Annotated in this window: 16 protein-coding genes and 1 riboswitch; of the genes, 8 read left to right on the plus strand and 8 right to left on the minus strand. The window is 68.3% G+C overall.

Features of this window, described 5'->3' with window-relative positions; genetic code table 11:
- The first annotated feature begins 52 nt into the window (after positions 1 to 52).
- A riboswitch (cobalamin riboswitch) is annotated at positions 53 to 275 on the plus strand.
- Positions 276 to 385: 110 nt separating this feature from the next.
- The 6 genes from IEW15_RS12910 to IEW15_RS12935 all read left to right on the plus strand — a co-directional run bounded on the left by IEW15_RS12910 (position 386) and on the right by IEW15_RS12935 (position 8,939).
- Positions 386 to 2,353 (plus strand): TonB-dependent receptor plug domain-containing protein, encoded by a 1,968-nt coding sequence (locus IEW15_RS12910; RefSeq protein WP_188578497.1) that lies wholly within the window; start codon positions 386 to 388, stop codon positions 2,351 to 2,353.
- Between the two features lie 26 nt (positions 2,354 to 2,379).
- On the plus strand, positions 2,380 to 3,873 hold the full coding sequence (locus tag IEW15_RS12915) for a cobyric acid synthase (RefSeq protein ID WP_188578499.1): 1,494 nt from the start codon (positions 2,380 to 2,382) through the stop codon (positions 3,871 to 3,873).
- On the plus strand, positions 3,870 to 4,964 hold the full coding sequence (gene cobD / locus IEW15_RS12920) for a threonine-phosphate decarboxylase CobD (protein WP_188578501.1): 1,095 nt from the start codon (positions 3,870 to 3,872) through the stop codon (positions 4,962 to 4,964). Before IEW15_RS12915 ends, cobD begins: the two co-directional genes overlap by 4 nt.
- A gap of 136 nt (positions 4,965 to 5,100) precedes the next feature.
- Positions 5,101 to 6,777 (plus strand): glycoside hydrolase family 17 protein, encoded by a 1,677-nt coding sequence (locus IEW15_RS12925; RefSeq protein ID WP_188578503.1) that lies wholly within the window; start codon positions 5,101 to 5,103, stop codon positions 6,775 to 6,777.
- Between the two features lie 165 nt (positions 6,778 to 6,942).
- The gene (locus tag IEW15_RS12930) at positions 6,943 to 7,878 is read left to right on the plus strand and encodes a cation diffusion facilitator family transporter (RefSeq protein WP_188578504.1); all 936 of its coding nucleotides are present in this window, start codon (positions 6,943 to 6,945) and stop codon (positions 7,876 to 7,878) included.
- A 176-nt stretch (positions 7,879 to 8,054) separates the two neighbouring features.
- Complete coding sequence (locus tag IEW15_RS12935) at positions 8,055 to 8,939, plus strand: pirin family protein (protein ID WP_229708068.1); 885 nt, start codon at positions 8,055 to 8,057, stop codon at positions 8,937 to 8,939.
- 28 nt (positions 8,940 to 8,967) lie between these two features.
- Here IEW15_RS12935 and aguA read toward each other — a convergent pair whose 3' ends face one another.
- The 3 genes from aguA to IEW15_RS12950 are packed head-to-tail and all read right to left on the minus strand — an operon-like array spanning position 8,968 to position 12,233.
- On the minus strand, positions 8,968 to 10,110 hold the full coding sequence (gene aguA / locus IEW15_RS12940; RefSeq protein WP_372402754.1) for an agmatine deiminase: 1,143 nt from the start codon (positions 10,108 to 10,110) through the stop codon (positions 8,968 to 8,970).
- A 28-nt stretch (positions 10,111 to 10,138) separates the two neighbouring features.
- The gene (locus tag IEW15_RS12945; protein WP_188578508.1) at positions 10,139 to 11,287 is read right to left on the minus strand and encodes a glucokinase; all 1,149 of its coding nucleotides are present in this window, start codon (positions 11,285 to 11,287) and stop codon (positions 10,139 to 10,141) included.
- Positions 11,288 to 11,300: 13 nt separating this feature from the next.
- Positions 11,301 to 12,233, minus strand: coding sequence for a LysR family transcriptional regulator (locus tag IEW15_RS12950; RefSeq protein WP_188578510.1), 933 nt, complete (start codon positions 12,231 to 12,233; stop codon positions 11,301 to 11,303).
- Between the two features lie 157 nt (positions 12,234 to 12,390).
- On the opposite strand from IEW15_RS12950, the gene IEW15_RS12955 reads away from it, so the two are divergent.
- Complete coding sequence (locus IEW15_RS12955) at positions 12,391 to 13,281, plus strand: DMT family transporter (RefSeq protein WP_188578512.1); 891 nt, start codon at positions 12,391 to 12,393, stop codon at positions 13,279 to 13,281.
- On the opposite strand, the gene IEW15_RS12960 is transcribed toward IEW15_RS12955, so the two are convergent.
- Positions 13,256 to 13,600, minus strand: a complete 345-nt coding sequence (locus tag IEW15_RS12960; RefSeq protein ID WP_188578514.1) for a hypothetical protein — start codon at positions 13,598 to 13,600, stop codon at positions 13,256 to 13,258. The genes IEW15_RS12955 and IEW15_RS12960 overlap by 26 nt on opposite strands.
- A 371-nt stretch (positions 13,601 to 13,971) precedes the next feature.
- Here IEW15_RS12960 and IEW15_RS12965 point away from each other — a divergent pair, with 371 nt between their 5' ends.
- On the plus strand, positions 13,972 to 16,644 hold the full coding sequence (locus IEW15_RS12965) for a glycosyltransferase (protein ID WP_188578516.1): 2,673 nt from the start codon (positions 13,972 to 13,974) through the stop codon (positions 16,642 to 16,644).
- 103 nt (positions 16,645 to 16,747) lie between these two features.
- Here the strand turns inward: IEW15_RS12965 and IEW15_RS12970 are convergent, their stop codons facing one another.
- The 4 genes from IEW15_RS12970 to IEW15_RS12985 are packed head-to-tail and all read right to left on the minus strand — an operon-like array spanning position 16,748 to position 19,640.
- Positions 16,748 to 17,815 (minus strand): energy transducer TonB, encoded by a 1,068-nt coding sequence (locus IEW15_RS12970; RefSeq protein WP_229708069.1) that lies wholly within the window; start codon positions 17,813 to 17,815, stop codon positions 16,748 to 16,750.
- Complete coding sequence (locus IEW15_RS12975) at positions 17,812 to 18,240, minus strand: ExbD/TolR family protein (RefSeq protein WP_188578518.1); 429 nt, start codon at positions 18,238 to 18,240, stop codon at positions 17,812 to 17,814. The genes IEW15_RS12970 and IEW15_RS12975 overlap by 4 nt, the downstream gene beginning before the upstream one ends.
- On the minus strand, positions 18,237 to 18,644 hold the full coding sequence (locus tag IEW15_RS12980) for an ExbD/TolR family protein (RefSeq protein WP_188578520.1): 408 nt from the start codon (positions 18,642 to 18,644) through the stop codon (positions 18,237 to 18,239). The genes IEW15_RS12975 and IEW15_RS12980 overlap by 4 nt, the downstream gene beginning before the upstream one ends.
- Before the next feature lie 18 nt (positions 18,645 to 18,662).
- Positions 18,663 to 19,640: a MotA/TolQ/ExbB proton channel family protein gene (locus IEW15_RS12985; protein ID WP_188578522.1), complete on the minus strand. Its 978-nt coding sequence runs from the start codon at positions 19,638 to 19,640 to the stop codon at positions 18,663 to 18,665.
- Positions 19,641 to 19,771 lie beyond the last annotated feature (131 nt).

The raw sequence follows: 19,771 nt of genomic DNA on the forward strand, positions 1-19,771 counted from the left end.
GTGCTGCGTTCCACCGGCCGATGGATGGCCCTTGTCGGCGGTGGATGCTGTGTCTATGGTGCGCGGCGACGGTTTCGCGCACAGGTTCTGTCTGTGAGCGGATGAAGAGGGAATGCGGTGCGGCGGGGCCAGCCCCCGCCAATGCCGCGGCTGTACCCGCAACTGTAGGCGGAGAGCACCACCCGATCATGCCACTGGTGACCATGGGTTGCCGGGAAGGCCGGGCGGCGCATGGACCCGCGAGCCAGGAGACCTGCCGTCAGCCACCCGCGTATCGAGGCGACCACCGGACGGGTCTGACCGGTGGAGCGGCGGCATCTTTTGTCTGCAAAGAGCCGCCAGCCGCGTCGATGCGCTTTGGCCATCGTCATTGCGGGACCGCTCGATGCACACCTCCAGGCGCTATCGTCCTATCCATGTCACCGCCCGGCCCTCGACCGCAGCCCGGCCCTCAACCGCAGTCTGGCCCTCGACCGCAGCCCGGCTCGTCGCCGGCGGCGCGCTTGCCATTCTTCAGGGCCAGCTTGCCATCGCACCGGCCCGGGCCGACGAGCCCTTGTCGCCGCTTGTGGTCAGCGCCACCCGGACGGCCGTGGATCCGGATCGCATCGGCAGCGCCGTGACCGTCATCGAGGGCGACAGCTTGCGGCAGGCGGGCACGGTGTTCGTGGTCGATGCCCTGCGCCGGGCGCCGGGGGTGAGCTTCAGCCGCACCGGCGGCCCCGGCTCCGCCACCAATCTCAGGCTGCGCGGCACCGATGACAGCCAGACCAAGATCCTGATCGACGGCGTCGAGGTGAACGATCCCGCCAGCGCCAGTGGCGGCTTCGATCTGGGCCGGCTGCTCGCCGACGATGTCGACCGTATCGAGGTGCTGCGCGGTCCGCAAAGCGCCCTTTATGGCGCGGATGCCATTGGTGGCGTGGTCAATATCATCACCCGTCGCGGCCTGAGGGATGGCGGGCATGGGGTGGAGGGCGATGCCTCGGTCGAGGCCGGCGCCTATCGCAGCCAGCGGGTCAGCACCGCCCTGCGCGCGGCCGGTGCCGGCTGGGACGCGGCGATATCCGCGGTCGATTTCCGGACCGAGGGCTTTTCGCGGCTGGAAGGCGGCCGAGAGGATGACGGGTTCACCGGCACCCAGATCGGCCTGTCCGGGGGCGTGACGCTCAGCGACGTGCTGGCGCTGGAAGCCACGGGCACGGCAGCGCGGACCAGCGCCGATTTCGACCCGTCGAGCAACCCCGAAGCGCCGGGTACCAATGATGCCCTGAGCTATAGCGGGCGGCTGACCGCGATCGCCACCCTGGCCGATGGCCGGGTGGAGAACCGGACGACGCTGTCGGGCGCGCGGCTCGATCGGGAGTCGAACAACCCCCTGTCGCGTTTTCAGGCCCGCACCGAATTCGATGGCGTGCGCCAGGGTATCGAGACCCAGACCGATATCATGGTCGACGATCACGACGACATCCTGACACTCGGCCTTGGCACCGAGACCGAACGCGCCACCATCCGCGATGCCCGCGCATTGGGCGATCCGGTCACCACCACGCTGAAGGCCGATGCCACGACCACCGCGATCTTCGGCCAGTATCAGGCCGGCTTATGGGATCAGGTGTATCTGACCGCCGGCCTCAGGCGCGACGATCACGACGCCTTCGGCGCCAGCACCACCTGGCGGTTCACCGGCGCCTGGGTGATTCCAGGCACCGGCACCACCCTGCGCGGCAGCCTGGGCACCGGCACCAAGGCACCGTCGCTATACCAGCTTTATCACCCGACCTATGGCGACGCGTCGCTTGATGTCGAGAAGAGCCGCGGCTATGACCTTGGTATCGAACAAAGTTTCCTGGAAGAACGCCTGACCCTGGGCGCCACCTGGTTCCGCAACGATATCCGCAACATGCTGAGCTTCGACAGCGCCGCCAGCCGCTATCGCAACACCGCCCGCGCCCGCACCGAAGGCGTCGAGCTGTCGGCCAGGGCCACGCCGGCAGACCTGTTGTCGCTTCAGGCCGCTTATACCTATCTGGAGACGACCGACCTCGATACCGGCGGGCAGCTGCCGCGCCGGCCGCGCCACAGCCTGTTCGCCGCCGCCGATCTCTATCCATGGGATGGCAGCCGGATCGGCGCCGAGGTGACCCATGTCGGCGCACAGCAGAATTCCGCCAGCCGGCCCACCAGGATCCGTCGCTATACGGTGCTGGGGCTAAATGGCGACCAGCGGTTGACCGACAGCCTGACCGCCTTCGCGCGGCTCGACAATGTCTTCGACGTCGACTATCAGGAAGTGGATGGCTATGCCACCCCTGGTCGCAGCGTCTATCTGGGCCTGCGGGCCACATTCTGAGACCGCCGGTCAGGAGGGCTACAATCATGGCCACCGCGCGCTGCCTGATGGTGATGGGCACTGGTTCCGATGTCGGCAAATCGCTGCTGGTTGCAGGCCTTGCCCGCATCGCCCGCCGGCGCGGGCTGACGGTGCGGCCGTTCAAGCCGCAGAACATGTCCAACAATGCCGCCGTAACCGCCGATGGCGGGGAAATCGGCCGGGCGCAGGCACTTCAGGCCCGCGCCTGCGGTGCTGCGTTGAGCGTGCACATGAACCCGGTGCTGCTGAAACCGCAGACCGATATCGGCGCGCAGGTCGTGGTTCAGGGCCGGATGGCCGGCACGGCGCGCGCCGCCGAATACCGCGGCTGGCGCGACCGCCTGATGCCCAGGGTTCTGGAGAGCTTCCATATCCTGACCGATCAGGCCGATCTGGTATTGATCGAGGGTGCGGGATCGGTGTCGGAGGTCAATCTCCGTGCCGGCGATATCGCCAATATGGGCTTCGCCACCGCCGTGCAGGCGCCCGTGGTTCTGGCCGGAGATATCGACCGCGGCGGGGTGATCGCCCAGATGGTCGGCAGCCACATGCTGTTGCCACCCGATGAGCGCGCGCTGATCAAAGGCTTTATCATCAACCGGTTCCGGGGCGATGTTCGCCTGTTCGATGGCGGGCTCGACGAGATCCGGCGCCGCACCGGCTGGACGGCTTTCGGTGTCGTCCCCTGGCTGCCGGCGGCGGCGCGGCTGCCGGCCGAGGATGCGGTCGCCCTGGACATGCCAGGCGGCCCCGGCCCCGGGGGCCTGAAGATCGCCGTGCCGATGCTGTCGCGCATCGCCAATTTCGACGATCTGGACCCGCTGAAGCTGGAGCCACAGGTGGCCCTGACCATGGTGCCGCCCGGCCAGCCGCTGCCGGTCGCCGATCTGATCATCCTGCCGGGCAGCAAGGCGACCATCGGCGATCTGGCCTTCTTCCGCGCCCAGGGCTGGGATATCGATCTGGCCGCCCATGTCCGGCGCGGCGGACGGGTGATCGGCATCTGCGGTGGCTATCAGATGCTGGGGCGCAGCATATCCGACCCTGAGGGCATCGAGGGCGAGCCCGGCCATGTCGCGGGGCTGGGCCTGCTCGACATCCACACCCGGCTGGGTGGCGATAAGTCGCTGATTGAGGCGACAGGCACCGACAGGATCACGGGGGCCGCCGTCCATGGCTATGAGATGCATATCGGCGTCACCACCGGCCCCGATTGCGCGCGGCCGATGCTGATGCTGGCCGGGCAACCGGGCGTGGCGGAGCGCGCCGATGGTGCGGTGGGCCATGACGGGCGGGTGACCGGCTGCTATCTGCACGGGCTGTTCGGCGCCGATGGCTATCGCGCGGCATTGATCGAGGCACTGACCGGCCGGCGCCCGGCGCCGGTCGACTATCAGCGCTCGGTGGATCAGGCGCTGGATGCCCTGGCCGACCATCTGGAAGCCAACCTGGACATCGAGGCGCTGTTCGCCGCCGCCGCCCGGCCGGTGCGGCCATGACCGGGACGGGACCGGCGGAGCGGGATCATGGCGGCGGTCTGACGCGGATGATGGTCCGCTATCCGCATGCACCACGGCCCTGGATCGACCTCAGCACCGGCATCAATCGGAATCCATATCCAATTGATATTGCTAACAATATTTCGGATGCCTGGACCCGGCTTCCCGATGACGACCTGATCCGGCCCTGCATCGCCGCCGCCCGGCGCTTCTATGGCGCCGCGTCGGATGATCAACTGTGCCTGGGGCCCGGCTCGCAGGCGCTGATCCAGGCCCTGCCCTTCGCCGTGCCGCGCGGGCGGGTCGCGGTGCTGGGGCCGACCTATAACGAACATGGCCCCGCCTGGCGGCGCGCCGGACACGCGGTCTGCGTGGTCACCGACCCTGCAGACCTCACGGCCCCCGGCATCGATACCGCGCTGGTCGTGAACCCGAACAATCCCGACGGCCGGCTGCACGCACCCGACATGTTGATGGATCTTGCTCAGGTGATGGCGCGGCGCGGCGGCCGGCTGGTGGTCGACGAGGCCTTTGGCGAGACCACCCCCGCGGCATCGGTCGCCGCATCGGCCGGACCGGCGCTGATCGTGCTGAGGTCGTTCGGAAAATTCTTTGGTCTGGCGGGGTTACGGCTGGGGGTTGCGATCGCCGATCCGCCCGTTGCCGCGGCCATGGCCGATCATCTGGGGCCATGGGCGGTGTCGGGTCCGGCCCTGGCCGTGGCGGCGCAGACCTATGGCGATGCCGGCTGGGCCGCTCGAACCCGAGACCGGCTGGCTGAAGATGCCCGCCGCCTCGACCGGCTGCTGGCGGGGGCCGGGCTTGAGGCCGTGGGCGGCACCGACCTGTTCCGCACCGTCGATGCCGGCAGCCGCGCCCGGGCGGCCGCCATTCTGGCGCATCTCGCGGCGCGGCATGGTATCCTGATCCGCGACTGGCCGGCAGCCGTCACCATCCCTGAACAGGCCGGCTGGCTGCGCTTCGGCATCCCCGCCCATCATACCGCCGACGCTATCGGCACGGGCGACGCGGACGAATGGCAGCGTCTCGCCGCCGCCCTCGCCGATGTGGCAATGCACACGGACGGCTGACAAGACACGCGGTTTCCGCTAACGATGATCGGCCGGAGTGCGGCGGACGAGGGGGTCGTCTGCGTCCGGTGCCCGCCCCCGGCCCGGCTCCGCCCGTCCGGACGGGCCGAGCTTGGCCAGGGAGAGCCCTTGAGCGATGTCGTCGCGCCTGATCGGACTGGTCGCCTTTCTTGTCACTGCCGCGATCGCCTGGGGCCTGTGGTCCTGGACGAATGCGCCGGTGGCCCTGCCCGATGTGCCGAATGCCCATGTGGCCTGCACGTCCTATGCCCCGTTCCGCGGCCGTCAGACGCCCCACAATGTCGATTTCGTCGCCCCGCCCGCCCAGATCGCCGAGGATATGGCGATCCTCAAATCGGTCACCGACTGCGTGCGGCTGTATTCGGCGCGCCAGGGGCTGGAAGAGGTGTCGGTCCAGGCGGCCCAGTTGGGCATGAAGGTGCTTCAGGGCATCTGGATCGGTGCCGACCCTGAGAACAATCGGCTTGAGATCGATGCGGCACTGGATGTTGTGGCCCGCAACCCGGATGCGATCCGGGCGGTGATCGTGGGCAATGAGGTGCTGCTGCGGCGCGAACAGTCGCCGGAGCGCCTGCGAGAGCTGATCCGCGGCGTGAAGGCACGCACCGACAAGCCCGTCACCTATGCCGATGTCTGGGAATTCTGGCTGCAGAACCGGGACCTGGCCGACGAGGTCGATTTCGTCACCGTCCATATCCTGCCCTATTGGGAGGACGAGCCGGTGTCGGTGGACCACTCGATGGCTCATCTGCGCCGGATCATCGCCGAGGTGAAGGAAGCCTTCCCCGGCAAGCCGATCATGATCGGCGAGACCGGCTGGCCCAGCGAGGGCCGCACCCGCGGCCCCGCCTCACCCGGTCTGGTCAATCAGGCCAAGTTCATTCGTGAGTTCATCCCACTCGCCCGCAGCATGGGGGTCGATTACAACCTGATCGAAGCCTTCGATCAGCCCTGGAAGCGGGTGCAGGAAGGCACGGTCGGCGGCCATTGGGGGCTGGTGGATGAATTCCGCAACCAGAAATTCCCCCTGACCGGGCCGGTGGTGGAGATGCCGCACTGGTACTGGCTGGCGGCTGGCGGCATTTTCGCGGCCGCCATGCTGATGCTGCTGGCAGGGCGCCGCCGTCCTGACCGCTCGATCGAGGAACATGTCGGGCGCGAGATCCTGGGCTGGACCGCGGCGGTCAGCGCCGCACAACTCGCCGGGGCGACATTGCTGCTGTCGATCGACCACCTGTCGCTGGTCAATCGCGGCCCGGTGGAATGGACCGTCGGCATCGGCCTGTGGCTGCTGTCGACGGTGACCGCCGTGGTGCTGGCCCGGCGCTGGGCCGGGCGTGCCGAGATGCGCATCCAGCCCGCCCCGGTGCATACGGTGCTGAGCGCCCTGCGCATGCCCCATAAGGCCCGTTGGCTTGGCACCGACGACGAGGCACGCGCCTTGCGCCATGGCCTGCTGCGCGGGCTGGCAGCGGTATCCGTCGCCATCGCGATGATCGGGCTGGCGCTGGATCCGCGCTATCGCGACTTCCCGATCGCCACATTCCTGATACCGGCGCTGGGCTGGGCCGTGGACGCCCTGATGCCCGTCGCCGGCCGAGCCCGCACACCGCGCCTGACGCTGCCGGTCGAAGAAGCCCTGCTCGCCTTGATGATCGGTGGTGGCGCGGTCGCGGTCGCCGTGGCCGAGGGCGCCGAGAATGGTGAAGCGCATGTCTGGGCGGTGATCGGCCTGCTGTTCGCGACCGCCATGGCGATCGCCCCCCGGCGCGGACCAGCCGGCCCGGACTGATCCCGCCCCGGCAGCGGCGGCCATGCACGCACCCCACGCCCGAGGCGATTTTTCACCGGCTGATGAATGATCATTGGTCCATTCGGGGCTGCGGACTGGAAAGCTGCGCGCGGTTGCGCAACACTGCCCTCATGACGTCACATGCCCGTTGGCCCGGAGTTCCGAATGACCACATTGTCGCCGGCTGAGAGATCTCGTGAACGCGCGGTCGCCATCGCAGTGCTGGCCGATCTGGCCTTGTGCGGGCCGTTCATGGCGGTGGCCATATGGTCGGGTTCGCTGACCATGATCGCCGACGGCGTGCGCGGCACATTGCTGATCTGTGTCGGGCTGGTGTCCTATGCCACGCTGCGCAACATCAACCGCCGCCGCACCGGCAATTTCGAATACGGCACCGCCAAGCTGGAACAGGCGGTCTCGATCCTGATCGCGATGATGCTGGTCATCGCCGCCTGTTTCATCCTCTACAAACTGGCAACCAAGGTGCCCGCCCCGTCGGAGACCGGCACCGCCGCCTATCTGGCCACCTTCTTCGTGACCTTCAATCTGTTCCTGAATACCGGTCAGCTACTGTCGTTGCGCCGGGCGGCCCGCGACGGCGCCTCGATCATCGTGCGGTCGCAATACCGGGCGCGCTGGGCCAAGACCATCGGATCGGTGGTGGTGGTGGGTTGCGTCGCCATCGATCAACTGGGCGGCGACATGATGCTGTCCTACTGGGCCGATATGGTCGGCTCCACAGCAGTTGCGATCATCATGCTGGCCACCACCTTCGGCATGCTGAAGGAGGCCATGCCCGATCTGCTCGACCGGTCGCTGGCCGAACCGTTGCAGATGGAGATCAACAAGGTTCTGGCGCAGTTCTTTGACGATTATGACGATCTGGTGCGGGTGCGCAGCCGCCGGCTGGGCAACGGCGCCGAGATCGAGATCACCCTGACCTTTGAAGGCGATCGCAGCTTCGCGGCTGTCGCCGAGATCATGAACCGGATGCGCGCGGCGCTGGCCGCAGCCCTGCCCGATGCCCAGATCGTGCTGGTCCCGCTGGCCAGCCGCCATGGCGGCGGCCAGCCGGCCCCATCCGTCGCGGAACCCGCCTGATGCTGCCCGGCCATTGTTTCCTGGCGGTGCAAAGATCGTTGCGCCGGCCACGTCTACGGAAACAGTGGCGCAGTGCCTATCTTCAGGGCTGAACACGGCACCCGACCGAAGACCTGCCCGGCCGGACACGCCGCACCGGCACCGCGACCTTCGGACCAGAGGAAAGGCGTCTCCCCATGACCGCGACCATGACCAATACGACCCCCGCCACTGCCGGCGGTCGCCGGGTGACCAAGGTCATCGTCGGCCGTCCGGCATCGGATGGCGACGGTGTCAAGCTGACGCGGGTGATCGGCCAGCCGGCGCTCGACATGCTCGATCCGTTCCTGATGCTCGACGAATTCGGCTCCGACGACCCGGGCGCCTATATCGGCGGCTTTCCGGCACATCCCCATCGCGGCTTCGAAACCGTGACCTATATGCTGGCCGGCCGCATGCGCCATGCCGACAATGCCGGCCATGCGGGGGTTCTGGTGCCGGGCAGCGTGCAGTGGATGTCGGCCGGCCGCGGCATCGTTCATGAGGAAATGCCCGAACAGACCGAGGGTCTGATGCGCGGCTTTCAGTTGTGGGTGAACCTGCCCGCGTCGGAGAAGATGAAGGCGCCGGCCTATCGCGAATTCGGCCCCGACAGCATTCCGGATGTGCCGCTGCCGGGCGGCGCCGGCCGGGTGAAGGTCATTGCCGGCACGGTCTTCGGCACCAGCGGCCCGGTGGCCGGGGTTGCAAGCGATCCCTTGTATCTGGATGTGGCCGTCACCGCCGGCGGCAGCGTCGACCTGCCGGTGCCTGCCGGCCATGCCGCCTTCATCTATGTCTATGAAGGCGCACTCAGTCTGGGCGTCGGAGCCGAGGCCAGCCCGCTCGCCACCCGGCGGCTGGGCGTGCTGTCGGGCGATGGCGATGTCAGGCTGCGCAATGACGAGACGGCCACTGCCCGCGCCATCCTGGTCGCCGGCCGGCCGATCGGCGAGCCGGTGGCCCGATATGGCCCGTTCGTGATGAACACCCAGGCCGAGATCATGCGGGCGATCGACGACTATCAGCGCGGCCGGTTCTGACCGGCGGCAACGGCCCGATCACGGTTGCTCAGGCCGCACCGGGCCGGCGTCGCGCCGGCACCTGCTGGGTGATGCAATGGATATTGCCGCCGCCCAGCAGGATCTCGCGCCCCGGCACACCCACCACCTCCCATCCCGGACAGGCGGCAGCGATCGCATCGGCCGCCGCCTGATCGCGGGCATGGTCGAGCAGCGGCATCACGATCCGCCGCCCCCCGGCGCCATTGGCCCTGCCATTGGCCATATAGAAATTACAGTAGGATCCGGCCATGCGGTCGCCCGCGCGGCGCGGCTGGCTGCCGGCCACGATGTCGACGCCCGCCGCCTCGTCGGCGGTGATGGTGAGCGGGCCGGGCTGATGGATACGGTGGATGGCCAGGCGGCGGCCGCGGGCATCGCGCGCCTCGGCCAGCACCGCCTCGGCCTCTTCCGAAATCGACCGCTGCGGGTCGGCCATGTCGTCAGTCCAGGTCAGGCAGACCATGCCGGGTGCCGGCACATGCAGCAGATTGTCGACATGGCCGGTGGTTTCGTCCAGATGCACCCCGCGCGGCAGCCAGATCACCAGATCCACCCCCAGCGCCGCCTTCAGCGCCGTCTCGGTCGCATCCCGGCCGAGCGCGGCATTGCGGCCGGGAGACAGCAGGCATTCGGCGGTCACGAAAGCGGTGCCCTCACCATCGACATGAACGGCGCCGCCTTCCATCACGATCGGTGCCCGCCAGACAGCGGATGCCTCGATGCCGGCAATCTTGGCCGCCACCTGATCATCGCGATCCCACGGAAAGTACAGCCCGTCGACCAGACCGCCCCAGGCATTGAACCGCCAGTCGACCGCTATCCGGCCGCCCCGGTCGTCGATCACGAAACTGGGGCCGGTGTCGCGCACCCAGGCATCATTCGTGGTCATCTCCACCACCCGGATGTGGCCGGGCAGCCGCGCGCGGGCATTGGCCCATTGCCCGGCCGAGGCCGCGACCGTCACCGGCTCCACGGCCGCGATCGCGGTCGCCACCGCCGTGAACGCCGCCTGCGCCGGCTTGGCACCCAGCCGCCAGTTGTCGGGCCGCTCGGGCCAGATCAGCCAGCAGCCGTCATGGCATTCGAACTCGCCCGGCATGTGGCAGCCGGCCGCGGCTGGCGAGGGCATATCCTGCGATGTCATGGTCATCTGCCTCAGCGGTCGGGGAAGATCAGGGTCAATCGAAAACCGGGCCGGCGGCACGTGCCGCCCGGATATCGGCGATGCGGGCCAGGCCGATCAGGGCCAGATCATCTCCGGCTGGCGCCATATCAAGTGGAACATCAGCAAGATAGCTGGAAAACCGCCCCTTGCTTCTGAACCGTGCGGCGACGAGATCGCGGTCGAACAGCGGACCCAGGCCATGGAGCAGATCGCCGGCCAGCACCACGCCGCCACGGGCGCCCGTGGCAATGGCAAGGTCACCGGCCGCGGCCCCCACCCAGCCCGAGAACAAGGCGAAGCCCGCCTGAGCGGCATCGTCGCCGGCAAACGCCGCCGCCGCCAGTGCCGGCGGGTCCATCGTCAACGCAGCACCGCCAATGCCCGGCCCCGATAGATCGCGTGTGGCAGCCACCGCCGCCACCAGCCGCCCCAGCCCATGCCCCGACACCAGATCCTCTAGTGAAACATGCGACATCACGCCGGCAACGCCCGGCAGGGCGCGCGCGGCATCGATCACCGCCCATTCATCGGCAGTCTCTGCCGCCAAGGCGATATGACCGCCTTCCGCCGGCACCACCTGCGGCAAGGCATGATGGCCGGGCAGCAACAGCGCGGTGCCGAAGCCGGTGCCGATGCCGATCAGCAGGCGTGGCGCTGCGGTGTCGCCAGCGCCGGCGAGCAGATGTTCGAAACGGTCATCCGGCCGGTGGCCGCCGGCACCGTCCCCGGGCTCGGTCATCACGCCAAGCCCGGTCGCCTGCGCCATCAGGTCGTTGACCACCGCAACGGATGGCAGGCCCAGCCCGGCGCCCAGCGTGCGCGCCTCGATCGCGAGCCCCGGCCGGTTGGTCAGCACGGCGGCGCCACGTGCGCCATCGACCGGGCCGGCGACACAGATCGCCGCCGCCTGCGGCACGGTGCCCACGGCTTTCAACCAGGTGCTGCGCAGGGTGGCCGCCAGATCGGTGATATCGGCGGTGGCGGCACGGCCGATCATGGTCAGGCGTCCACGGCGGTCGCGGCGGGCAATGCGCAGATTGGTGCCGCCCAGATCCGCCACCAGCACGTCGGCCGGCTCCGGTCGGCGCAGGCCGCCGGCTCCGTCGACGGGCCGTACGGCCGCAGGCAGGGGGCCGGACCGGAAGCGCGGGGTCTGCGGCATGAAAGGTCGTTCCTCAGGATGATGATGCCGGAAGATCTCGATCGGGTTCATTGATAGCGTCCGGGGACGACGCTGCAAAGTCCGGGCGTTCGGAAAGCGCCCGCCGGGCCGCGCGCGCCACCACCTCCATCACCGTCCGCACCGCCGGCATGCGCGCCATATCGGGGCGCGCCACCAGCCATACCGGCCGGTCGGGTGGTACCGGCGCCTCGGGCAGCGGCACCAGGCCGCTGCCGGGTCCGCACATGTAATCCGGCAGCACCGCAATGCCCAGGCCGGCGGCCGCAGCGGCGCGCTGCACCTCAATGCTGTCGGATTTCATCCCGACCGGCATATGGCCCAGCGCCTCGGCCATCCAACGTGCCAGAGCCAATCCTTGAAAGCCACGATCCCAGCCGATCAGCGGCACTCGGCCACCGGCCCTGACCGTCTCCAGCCGGTCGGGGCGCAGATACAGGTGATAGCGAATGCGCCCCACCCGCCGCATCAGCAGGCCCTGCGCTTCGGGCCGGGCCAGTCTGAGGGCCAGATCCGCCTCGTGCTTCAGCAGATCGAGCCGCCGCGCGCTGGCCAGCAGTTCCACGGTGATGTCGGGGCGACGGGCTGCAAGCCCGGCCAATGCCGGCGCCACCAGATAGACCGCCAGGGTATCGGCGGTGGCCAGACGGACATGCCCCGACAATGCCGCCGCCTCGCGCTCCAACCCCGACAGGGCCTCGGCGACCGGGGCCAGCCGGCGGGCGAGCGCGGTGCCGGCCGCGGTCGGCAGATAGCCACCGGCGCCGCGGGCGAACAGCACCACATTCATCGCCGCCTCGATCGCCGCCACCCGTCGACCGATGGTCGCCGGGCTGCTGGCCAGGCGGATGGCGGCGCCGGACAGGGTGCCGGCCTCGAACACCGCCTGCACCACCTGCAGATCGTCCCAGTTGATCCGCGCCATCATCGGCCCCCATGCTGCATCGGCCCCGCGCCGCATTAGATTTTCAAAAGTGAAAAACTCATCATTCATATCTGTGGTACCAGCCCGATACCGCCAAGGGCAAGCTCCCGGCAACCGACGGCCGCGAGCCCGCGGCTGCCACCAACCGGAGATCCGCCACATGCCTGTTCAGGCCGGATTGCTGCTCACCGCCCTGCTCTGGGGCGCCACATTGATCGCCGCGCGCATCCTGGTGCCGGATACAGGCATCTATGGGCTGGGCTTCTGGCGCTTTCTGATCGCCGCCGCCGTACTGCTGCCGCCGCTGCTGATCCACCGCCGCCTGCACATGCCGTCCCTGTTCCGCGACGGCGTGCCATTGGCGCTGATGGGGGTGATCGGCGTGTTCGGGTTCTCGTGGTGCCTGTTCACCGGCCTGCCGATGACCTCGCCGGTCAACGCCGCGCTGATCATGACCCTCAATCCTGCACTTGCCGCCCTGTTCGGCGGGATGATGGGCGCAGGCCTGCCCGGCCGGCGGTTGGTTGCCGGGCTGGTACTGGGTATGGCCGGCGTGGCATTGGTGTCGATGCCCGACCTGGCCCATCTGGCGGCTCTGCGCTTCAACCCCGGCGACGGGCTGATCCTGGCCGGCAATGCCGGCTGGGCACTCTATGGCGTTCTGGCGCGCCTGCGCCTGAAGGCGACACCGCCCGACATCGCCACCGCCGTGACCATGAGCCTGGGCGCGCTGTGCTTCGCCATTGCGGCGCTGGTCGCAGGCCATGGCGTCGAGATTCTGCCGCCGGCGCCAGGGTTGTGGCCGCTGATCGGATTCCTGGCCATCGGCGGCACGGTCCTCACCTATGTCTGGTGGACGCGCGGCGTGATGGCGCTGGGGGCCGCGCGGGCGGCGCTCGCCTATAATCTGGTGCCGGTGGCGGCGATGGGCTTCACCTGGGTGCTGTATGGCACGGCGCCGCTGCCGGCCCAGATCATCGGCGCGATCCTGGCGGGTGCGGGCCTCGTGATCGCGACCGGATTGTTCAGCCGCGCGCGCGCATCAGCCTGAGAGACGCGAAGACGGCCGCGGGAGCCGCGGCCCCGGCATTGTAGAGCGCAAAGGCGAAGATCGAGAGCACAAGCCCGGCCAGCGCCAGCTTGCGGCCCAGCGGATGCGTCACCAGCAGGGCCGCCACCGACACGATCAGGGCCAGCCCTCCGAAGATCCCGAGGTTGAACGCCTCAAGCAGCAGTTGGCGTGGGCCGCACCACAAAGGACGGGCATCGGCGAGGCAGGCCCAGGTCAATGTCTCCGGTTGGACCACCTCCACCCTCAACCACAGGGCTGTCAGCACGGCTGCGGCGATGAGAAGGCCGGCAAGGGGCATAAACAGGGCCGAGGGATGTTCCCGGTACATATCTTGACACATGGCTATGCGTGATCCGCCGTTGCGTGCCTTGGCACTGAGCATATATAACTCGTAACCGACGCAGGGCTGCGTCGCCTAGAAAAAAAGAACGGTTAGACGAGGACATCTCGGGTGTGGCGACGCCCGGTTCTCTGAGGCAAAGCTGGAAGTAAAGAAACGGTTACGACGCCTTCAAAAAGGTGTGATCCGTTGGCCCGATGACCGGAAAATCGTTGGGCACAGCCTTTAAGTCCACTTGAACATCGACTGGTTGGCTCATGGCGTCCTCCATTCCGGGGTACGCCGTTTTTCTGTGGCATCACTTGGGACGCTGGATCGTGCCGAACGACATGCCTGCTGAACCGACCATGAAGACGCGTGGCAAGACGCGCGGCTGGATCGGCGCTGTTGCCGTAACGGCCGTGATTGCGCTTGGAAACGTTGCCTTCTGGGCTCTTCCGAACCAGCACGAGCGGGAACTTCCTGCGGTCACTGAACCGCTGCTCGGTGCTGCCTATTCCCCTTTTCGTCCGGAGAACGACCCCAAGGCCGGCGAGGAACCGACGCTTGATCAGGTCCGCGAGGATCTGTCGCTGGTGGCCACCACGTTCCGCGAGATCCGCACCTATTCCAGCCTCGGCATTCAGGGCCAGGTGCCCGCGATCGCGCGTGAGCGCGGCCTGAAGGTGACGATGGGGTCGTGGCTCGACAAGGACGAGGCCAAGAACGACCGCGAGATCGAAAGCCTGGTTCAGGGCGCCCGCCGGAATCCGAACGTCACCCGCGTGCTGGTGGGCAACGAGTCGATCCTGCGCGCCGACCAGACGGTCGATCAGGTCATCGCCCGGATCCGTCAGGTGAAAAGCCAGGTCCGCCAGCCGGTGTCGACCGCCGAGCCGTGGCATGTCTGGCTGGAGCATCCGGAACTTGGCCGTGCCGCCGATTTTCTGGCGATCCACATCCTGCCCTATTGGGAAGGCCTGACCGTCGATCAGTCGATCGAGCATACGGTGGCCATGCACAACCGTCTGAAGCGGATGTTCCCGGGCAAGCCGATCCTGATCGCCGAGGCCGGCTGGCCGTCGGATGGCCGCGCCTTCAATGCCGCCCAGCCGTCGCTGGCGCAGGAGGCGAAGTTCATCCGCAAGCTGAACGCCCGCGCCAAGGCCGAAGGGATCAGCTTCTATCTGATGGAAGCGTTCGATCAGCCGTGGAAGCGGTATGACGAAGGCGGCGTCGGTGCCTATTGGGGCTACTGGAACGCCGACCGGCAGCCGAAATTCGATCTGACCGGCCCGGTGGCGCCGCTGCCGGCCTGGCCCGCGATCGCGTTGGCCGCGGCCTTGATCGCCCTGCCGCTCAATCTCTATTTCCTGGGGCGTCGACGCGACGTGTCGTGGACCGGCCGGATTGCCTTTGTGGCGCTGGTGCAGGCCTCGGCCGGGCTAGTCGCCTGGGTGGGCTATCGCTTCGCCGTCCAGTACATGGACATCTCGGGCGCGGTCGCCGGCGGCGTGCTGGCGGTGATGATGGGCATGCTGGTCATCCTGCTGCTGTCGCAGACGCTGGAGTTCGTCGAGGTGCTGTTCGCGCGTGGCCGCAAGCGGCCGAGCGAGCCTGTCGAGACGGCGCCGGACGGCTTCAAGCTGCCCAAGGTGTCGATCCATGTCCCGGCCTATAACGAGCCAGCCGACATGATGCGCGAAACCCTGACCGCCCTCGCCCGTCTGGATTATCCGGATTTCGAGGTGCTGGTCATCGACAACAATACCAAGGACGAGGCCGTCTGGCGCCCGCTTGAGCGGATCTGCGAAGAACTGGGCCCCCGGTTCCGCTTCTTCCATGTCTCGCCGCTGGCGGGCTTCAAGGCCGGCGCCCTGAATTATGCGCGGCACAACATGGCGGATGATGCCGAGGTGGTCGCGGTCATCGACGCCGACTATGTCGTCTCGCCCGACTGGCTGCGGAAGATGACCCCGCATTTCGCCGACGAGACCGTGGGTTTCGTTCAGTCGCCGCAGGATCACCGCGATTGGCAGGATCACCCGTTCAAGGCGGCGACCAACTGGGAATATGCCGGCTTCTTCGATATCGGCATGGTTCAGCGCAACGACCACAACGCCATCGTCCAGCATGGCACCATGACCATGATCCGCCGCGCGGCGCTGGAAAGCGTCGGTGGCTGGTCGGAATGGTGCATCTGCGAGGACACCGAGCTTGGCCTGCGCCTGATGGAGAACGGCTGGAGTTCGGTCTATTCGAACCACCGCTTCGGCTGGGGTGTCACGCCCGACAGCTTCATGGCCTATAAGAAGCAGCGCTTCCGCTGGGCCTATGGTGGCATGCAGATCATGCGCGCCCATATGGGCCGGATTGTCGGCCGGACGCCGTCGGCGCTGAAGCCGATGCAGAAATATCACTTCCTGTCCGGCTGGGCAGGCTGGGCCGCCGACGCGGTCGGGCTGATCATCGCGGTCATGTCGGTGATCTGGGGCGCACTCGCCATCGCCTTCCCGGCGATCGTGGAACTGCCGTCCTCGCTGTTCGTGGTGCCGGCGCTGGCGGGCTTCGCGATCCGCACCATCCACATCATCGGGCTCTATCAGGGCCGGGTGAACTGCTCCATCGGCAACCGACTCGCGGCCTGCCTGGCGGGTCTCAGCCTCAGCTTCACCATCGGCACCGCCGTGCTCTATGGTCTGGTCACGCGCCATCTGCCGTTCTTCCGCACGCCCAAGGCGGAAAACCAGCCAGCGCTGATGCAGGCCTTCCAGATGGCCCGCAACGAAACCATCCTCGCCGTCTCGCTGGTCGGCGTGGCGATCGGCATCTCGATCGTCTATGCGCCCTTCGTCGAAAGCCGGTTCTGGGTCACGCTGATGCTGCTGCAGGCTGCCAATTATGGCTCAAGTCTGGTGATGGCCCTGGTGGCAGCCCTGCCCGCCCGCAAGGCGCGCAAGACCGCCGCTGCCGTGGCGATCATCCCCAATCCGGCCGACGGCTCTCAGCACTCGGCCGCCTGATCGGGCAGCCACTGCCGGCTCTCCCCGGCGGCAGCTCGAACAAGGCCCCCGGCATCCCGTGATGCTGGGGGCCTTTTTTCTTGGTGCGGTCCCTGCTGCCGGATCAGTTCAGCCGGAAGACGATCGGGATCACGAAGGACTTGCGGCCCTGCTCCAGAATCTCGGGCGGCGGCGGCGGGAATGGCGACGCCGCCTCGATCATCCGTTCGGTTTCACGATCGAGCGCGCTGATCCCCGACGGCCTGACGATGCGCCACGACACCACCTGGCCTTCGCCATCCAGCGAGAATTCCAGCTGCACCGTGCCCTGCTGGTTGCGCAGCTGCGCCGAGCGCGGATAGCGGCGATGCCGCTCCAGCCAGCCCATGACGCGCGCATTGTAAAGATCGACCAGCTTCGGATCTGCCGCACCGGCCGCACCAGCCTGCCCGCCGCCCGGAAGCCCGGGTGCACCCGCAGCCCCGGCGGCGCCTGCAAGCTTGCCGGGCTGACCGGCAGCCTGCAGGCCGGTGGCGCCCTCCGCCTCATCCGGTTCCGCCGCGGCGCCGGCACGGGGGGCCGGTGCGGGCTTCGGGGCCTCGACGCGCGGCGCCGGCTTGGGCCGCACGGGCGCCGGCGGTGGCGTCGGCTTGGCCCGTGGCAACACCGCCGCCATCTCCCGCACCTCTTGCGGCGTCGGCCTGGGTTCGGGCTCTGGCTCAGGTTCGGGCTCGGGCTCCGGTTCGGGCTCAGGTTCCGGTTCGGGCTCAGGTTCCGGTTCGGGCTCTGGCTCAGGTTCGGGCTCTGGCTCAGGTTCGGGCTCCGGTTCGGGAACCGGTTCTGGAAGCGGCTGAGGTGCCGGCTCCGGCTCGTCGGGCGGCGGCAGTTCTTCGGGAACTGGTGGCGCTTCCGGGGCCGCAGGGGCCGCCGGCGTCGCTTCCGGTGCGGCATCGGCTGCGGCATCGACGCTGCCACCGCCCTCGCCGCCCTGGCCGCCATCGCCACCGGCACCGCCAAAGCCGATCACGATCGCAACCTCGCCCGGCAAGCCGGCGGGCTCTGCCGGCTGGTTCAACAGCCACAGCGCGCCAGCACCATGCAGTGCCACGGCCGTCACCATCGCCACCGTCATGGCACCACGCCCCGGCGCGTCGGCCGGATTGCGCCGGGTCTTGTTGCGTGGATTACTCATTCCGGCACCCGCTGAACCAGAAGCACCACGCCGGGAAAGCCGGCGGCCCGTGCCGCCTCCGTGGCCGCGATCACCGTACCGGCTGGCGCGCCGGCATCGGTTTTCACCGCCAGGGGCTGCAAGGACAGGCCACGATCCGCGGCGCCCTGAACCGTCAGCGCCAGTTGCTCGCTCAATGCACCGATGGTGATGCTTTCACCATCATAAGCCATGCGGCCATCGGCACCGACCAGCAGCACCCGCCGGCCATCGGCCGCATCCTTGCGCGCCTCGGCGGCGATACGCGCCGGCTGAATGCGGAAGGCATCGCCGGCCGTGATGGTGCCGGCGACCATGAAGAACACAAGCAGCAGGAAGACGACATTGATCAGCGGAATCAGCGCATCGTCTGAATTCCGCGCACGGGAGCTCTGCCGGAGTCTCATCGGGCCCGCACCTCGACCGAGGCCGCACCGGCCGCACCGGCCGCTTCCAGCGCCGAGACCACCGCCTGCATCGGCGCTGCCTCGACCGGGCGGACATGCACCTTCAGAGCCGGGTTGGCCGCCGCGCGGGCCGACAACCGCGTGCCCAGCGCATCGGCGGCAATGGGGGCGCCGTCGAGCTGCAACTGGCCGTCCGCAGCCACTGCGATGACGGCGATGTCACTGCGGCTGGCGGTCTGCGTCGGCGGCGAGGCCGCAGGTCTGGGCATGATGATCTCCAGCACCCGCCAGTCGGCAAGTGAAGATGCCAGCATGAAGAACAGCAGAAGAATGAACACGACGTCGATCAACGGCGTCAGTCCGATGGCGAGCCCCGAACGACGATGCTTCCGGCTGAGGCGCATGATATCAGGCCCCGGTCATCAGGCCGACGGGCCGGCCGCGCGCGCGGTCCGCAATTCGGGTGCAAGGCCTCCGGCCATCGGGCGATGGCTCATGGCCATGGGTGCCGCGGGCCGTGCCAGATCGCGGGCAACGAACAGCCGGGTTGCCGCATCCTCGACCACATGCGCCGTGCGATCCACCCGCCGCTCAAGCCAGGCATGGGCGAGCACGCAGGGAATGGCCACGATCAGGCCGACGGCCGTGGTCAGCAGCGCTTCCCAGATACCGCCCGACAATTGCGACGGATCAACCGCGGAGCCTGCGGTTTCCAGGGTCTGAAACACCGTGATCATACCAAGGACGGTGCCGAGCAGGCCCAGCAGCGGCGCGATGCCGCCAACAAGTTCCAGCGCACGCAGATGGCTGCGCAGGGTCTCGACCCGGGCAAGACCGATGCGCTCCGCCTCTTCCCGCAATGCCGCTTCGGGCACGCCCGAGATGCGGCCGTCGAGAATGGTCCGGATCACGTCGACGCCCGGATGTGTCACGCCATCGAGGGCCGCCCGGCCCTGGTCGGGGCCCTCGCGAACCGCGCGGTCGACCGCGCGGTTCAAACGACGCCCGGACCCGACGCCGGCGCGGGCGAAATGCCAGATCTTGAGCAGGATGATCGCGGCCCCGATCACCGACAGCACGCCCAGAACCCCAACCACCGGCCCGCCCGCAATCAGCAGATCCAGCGTCGAGGAGCCTGTACCACCATCGGCTTCGGTGGTGGCGACCGTGTCGCCCGGTTGCGTGAAACCGGTCAGGTCGGTGGCGCCGGCGGTCATGCCGGCCTCTGGCGTGCCTGTTCCCTGCCCCTCTGTCGAGGCCTCGGCGCCGGTCGTGGCGCCGACCGCTGCAGGCGCCTGACCGGCGGCAGCCGGCACCGGGGCGGACGCTGGCGACGGAGCGTTGGCAGGCGCGGCGGTCAGCGGCGGCGTGGTCGCGGAGGTCTGGGTTTCCGTGCTCATTCGTCAGATGTCTCCGGGACTTGATCGGCTGGACGTCGCGTCGGACGCTACACCCAAGTTTACGCGATTGCAAATCATTCGCGATGACAGCACGCGCACCACTTGCGGGCACCGTGACCGCGGCCCGAAGT

Source organism: Tistrella bauzanensis, assembly GCF_014636235.1.
In the GTDB taxonomy this organism is placed as follows: Bacteria; Pseudomonadota; Alphaproteobacteria; order Tistrellales; family Tistrellaceae; genus Tistrella; species Tistrella bauzanensis.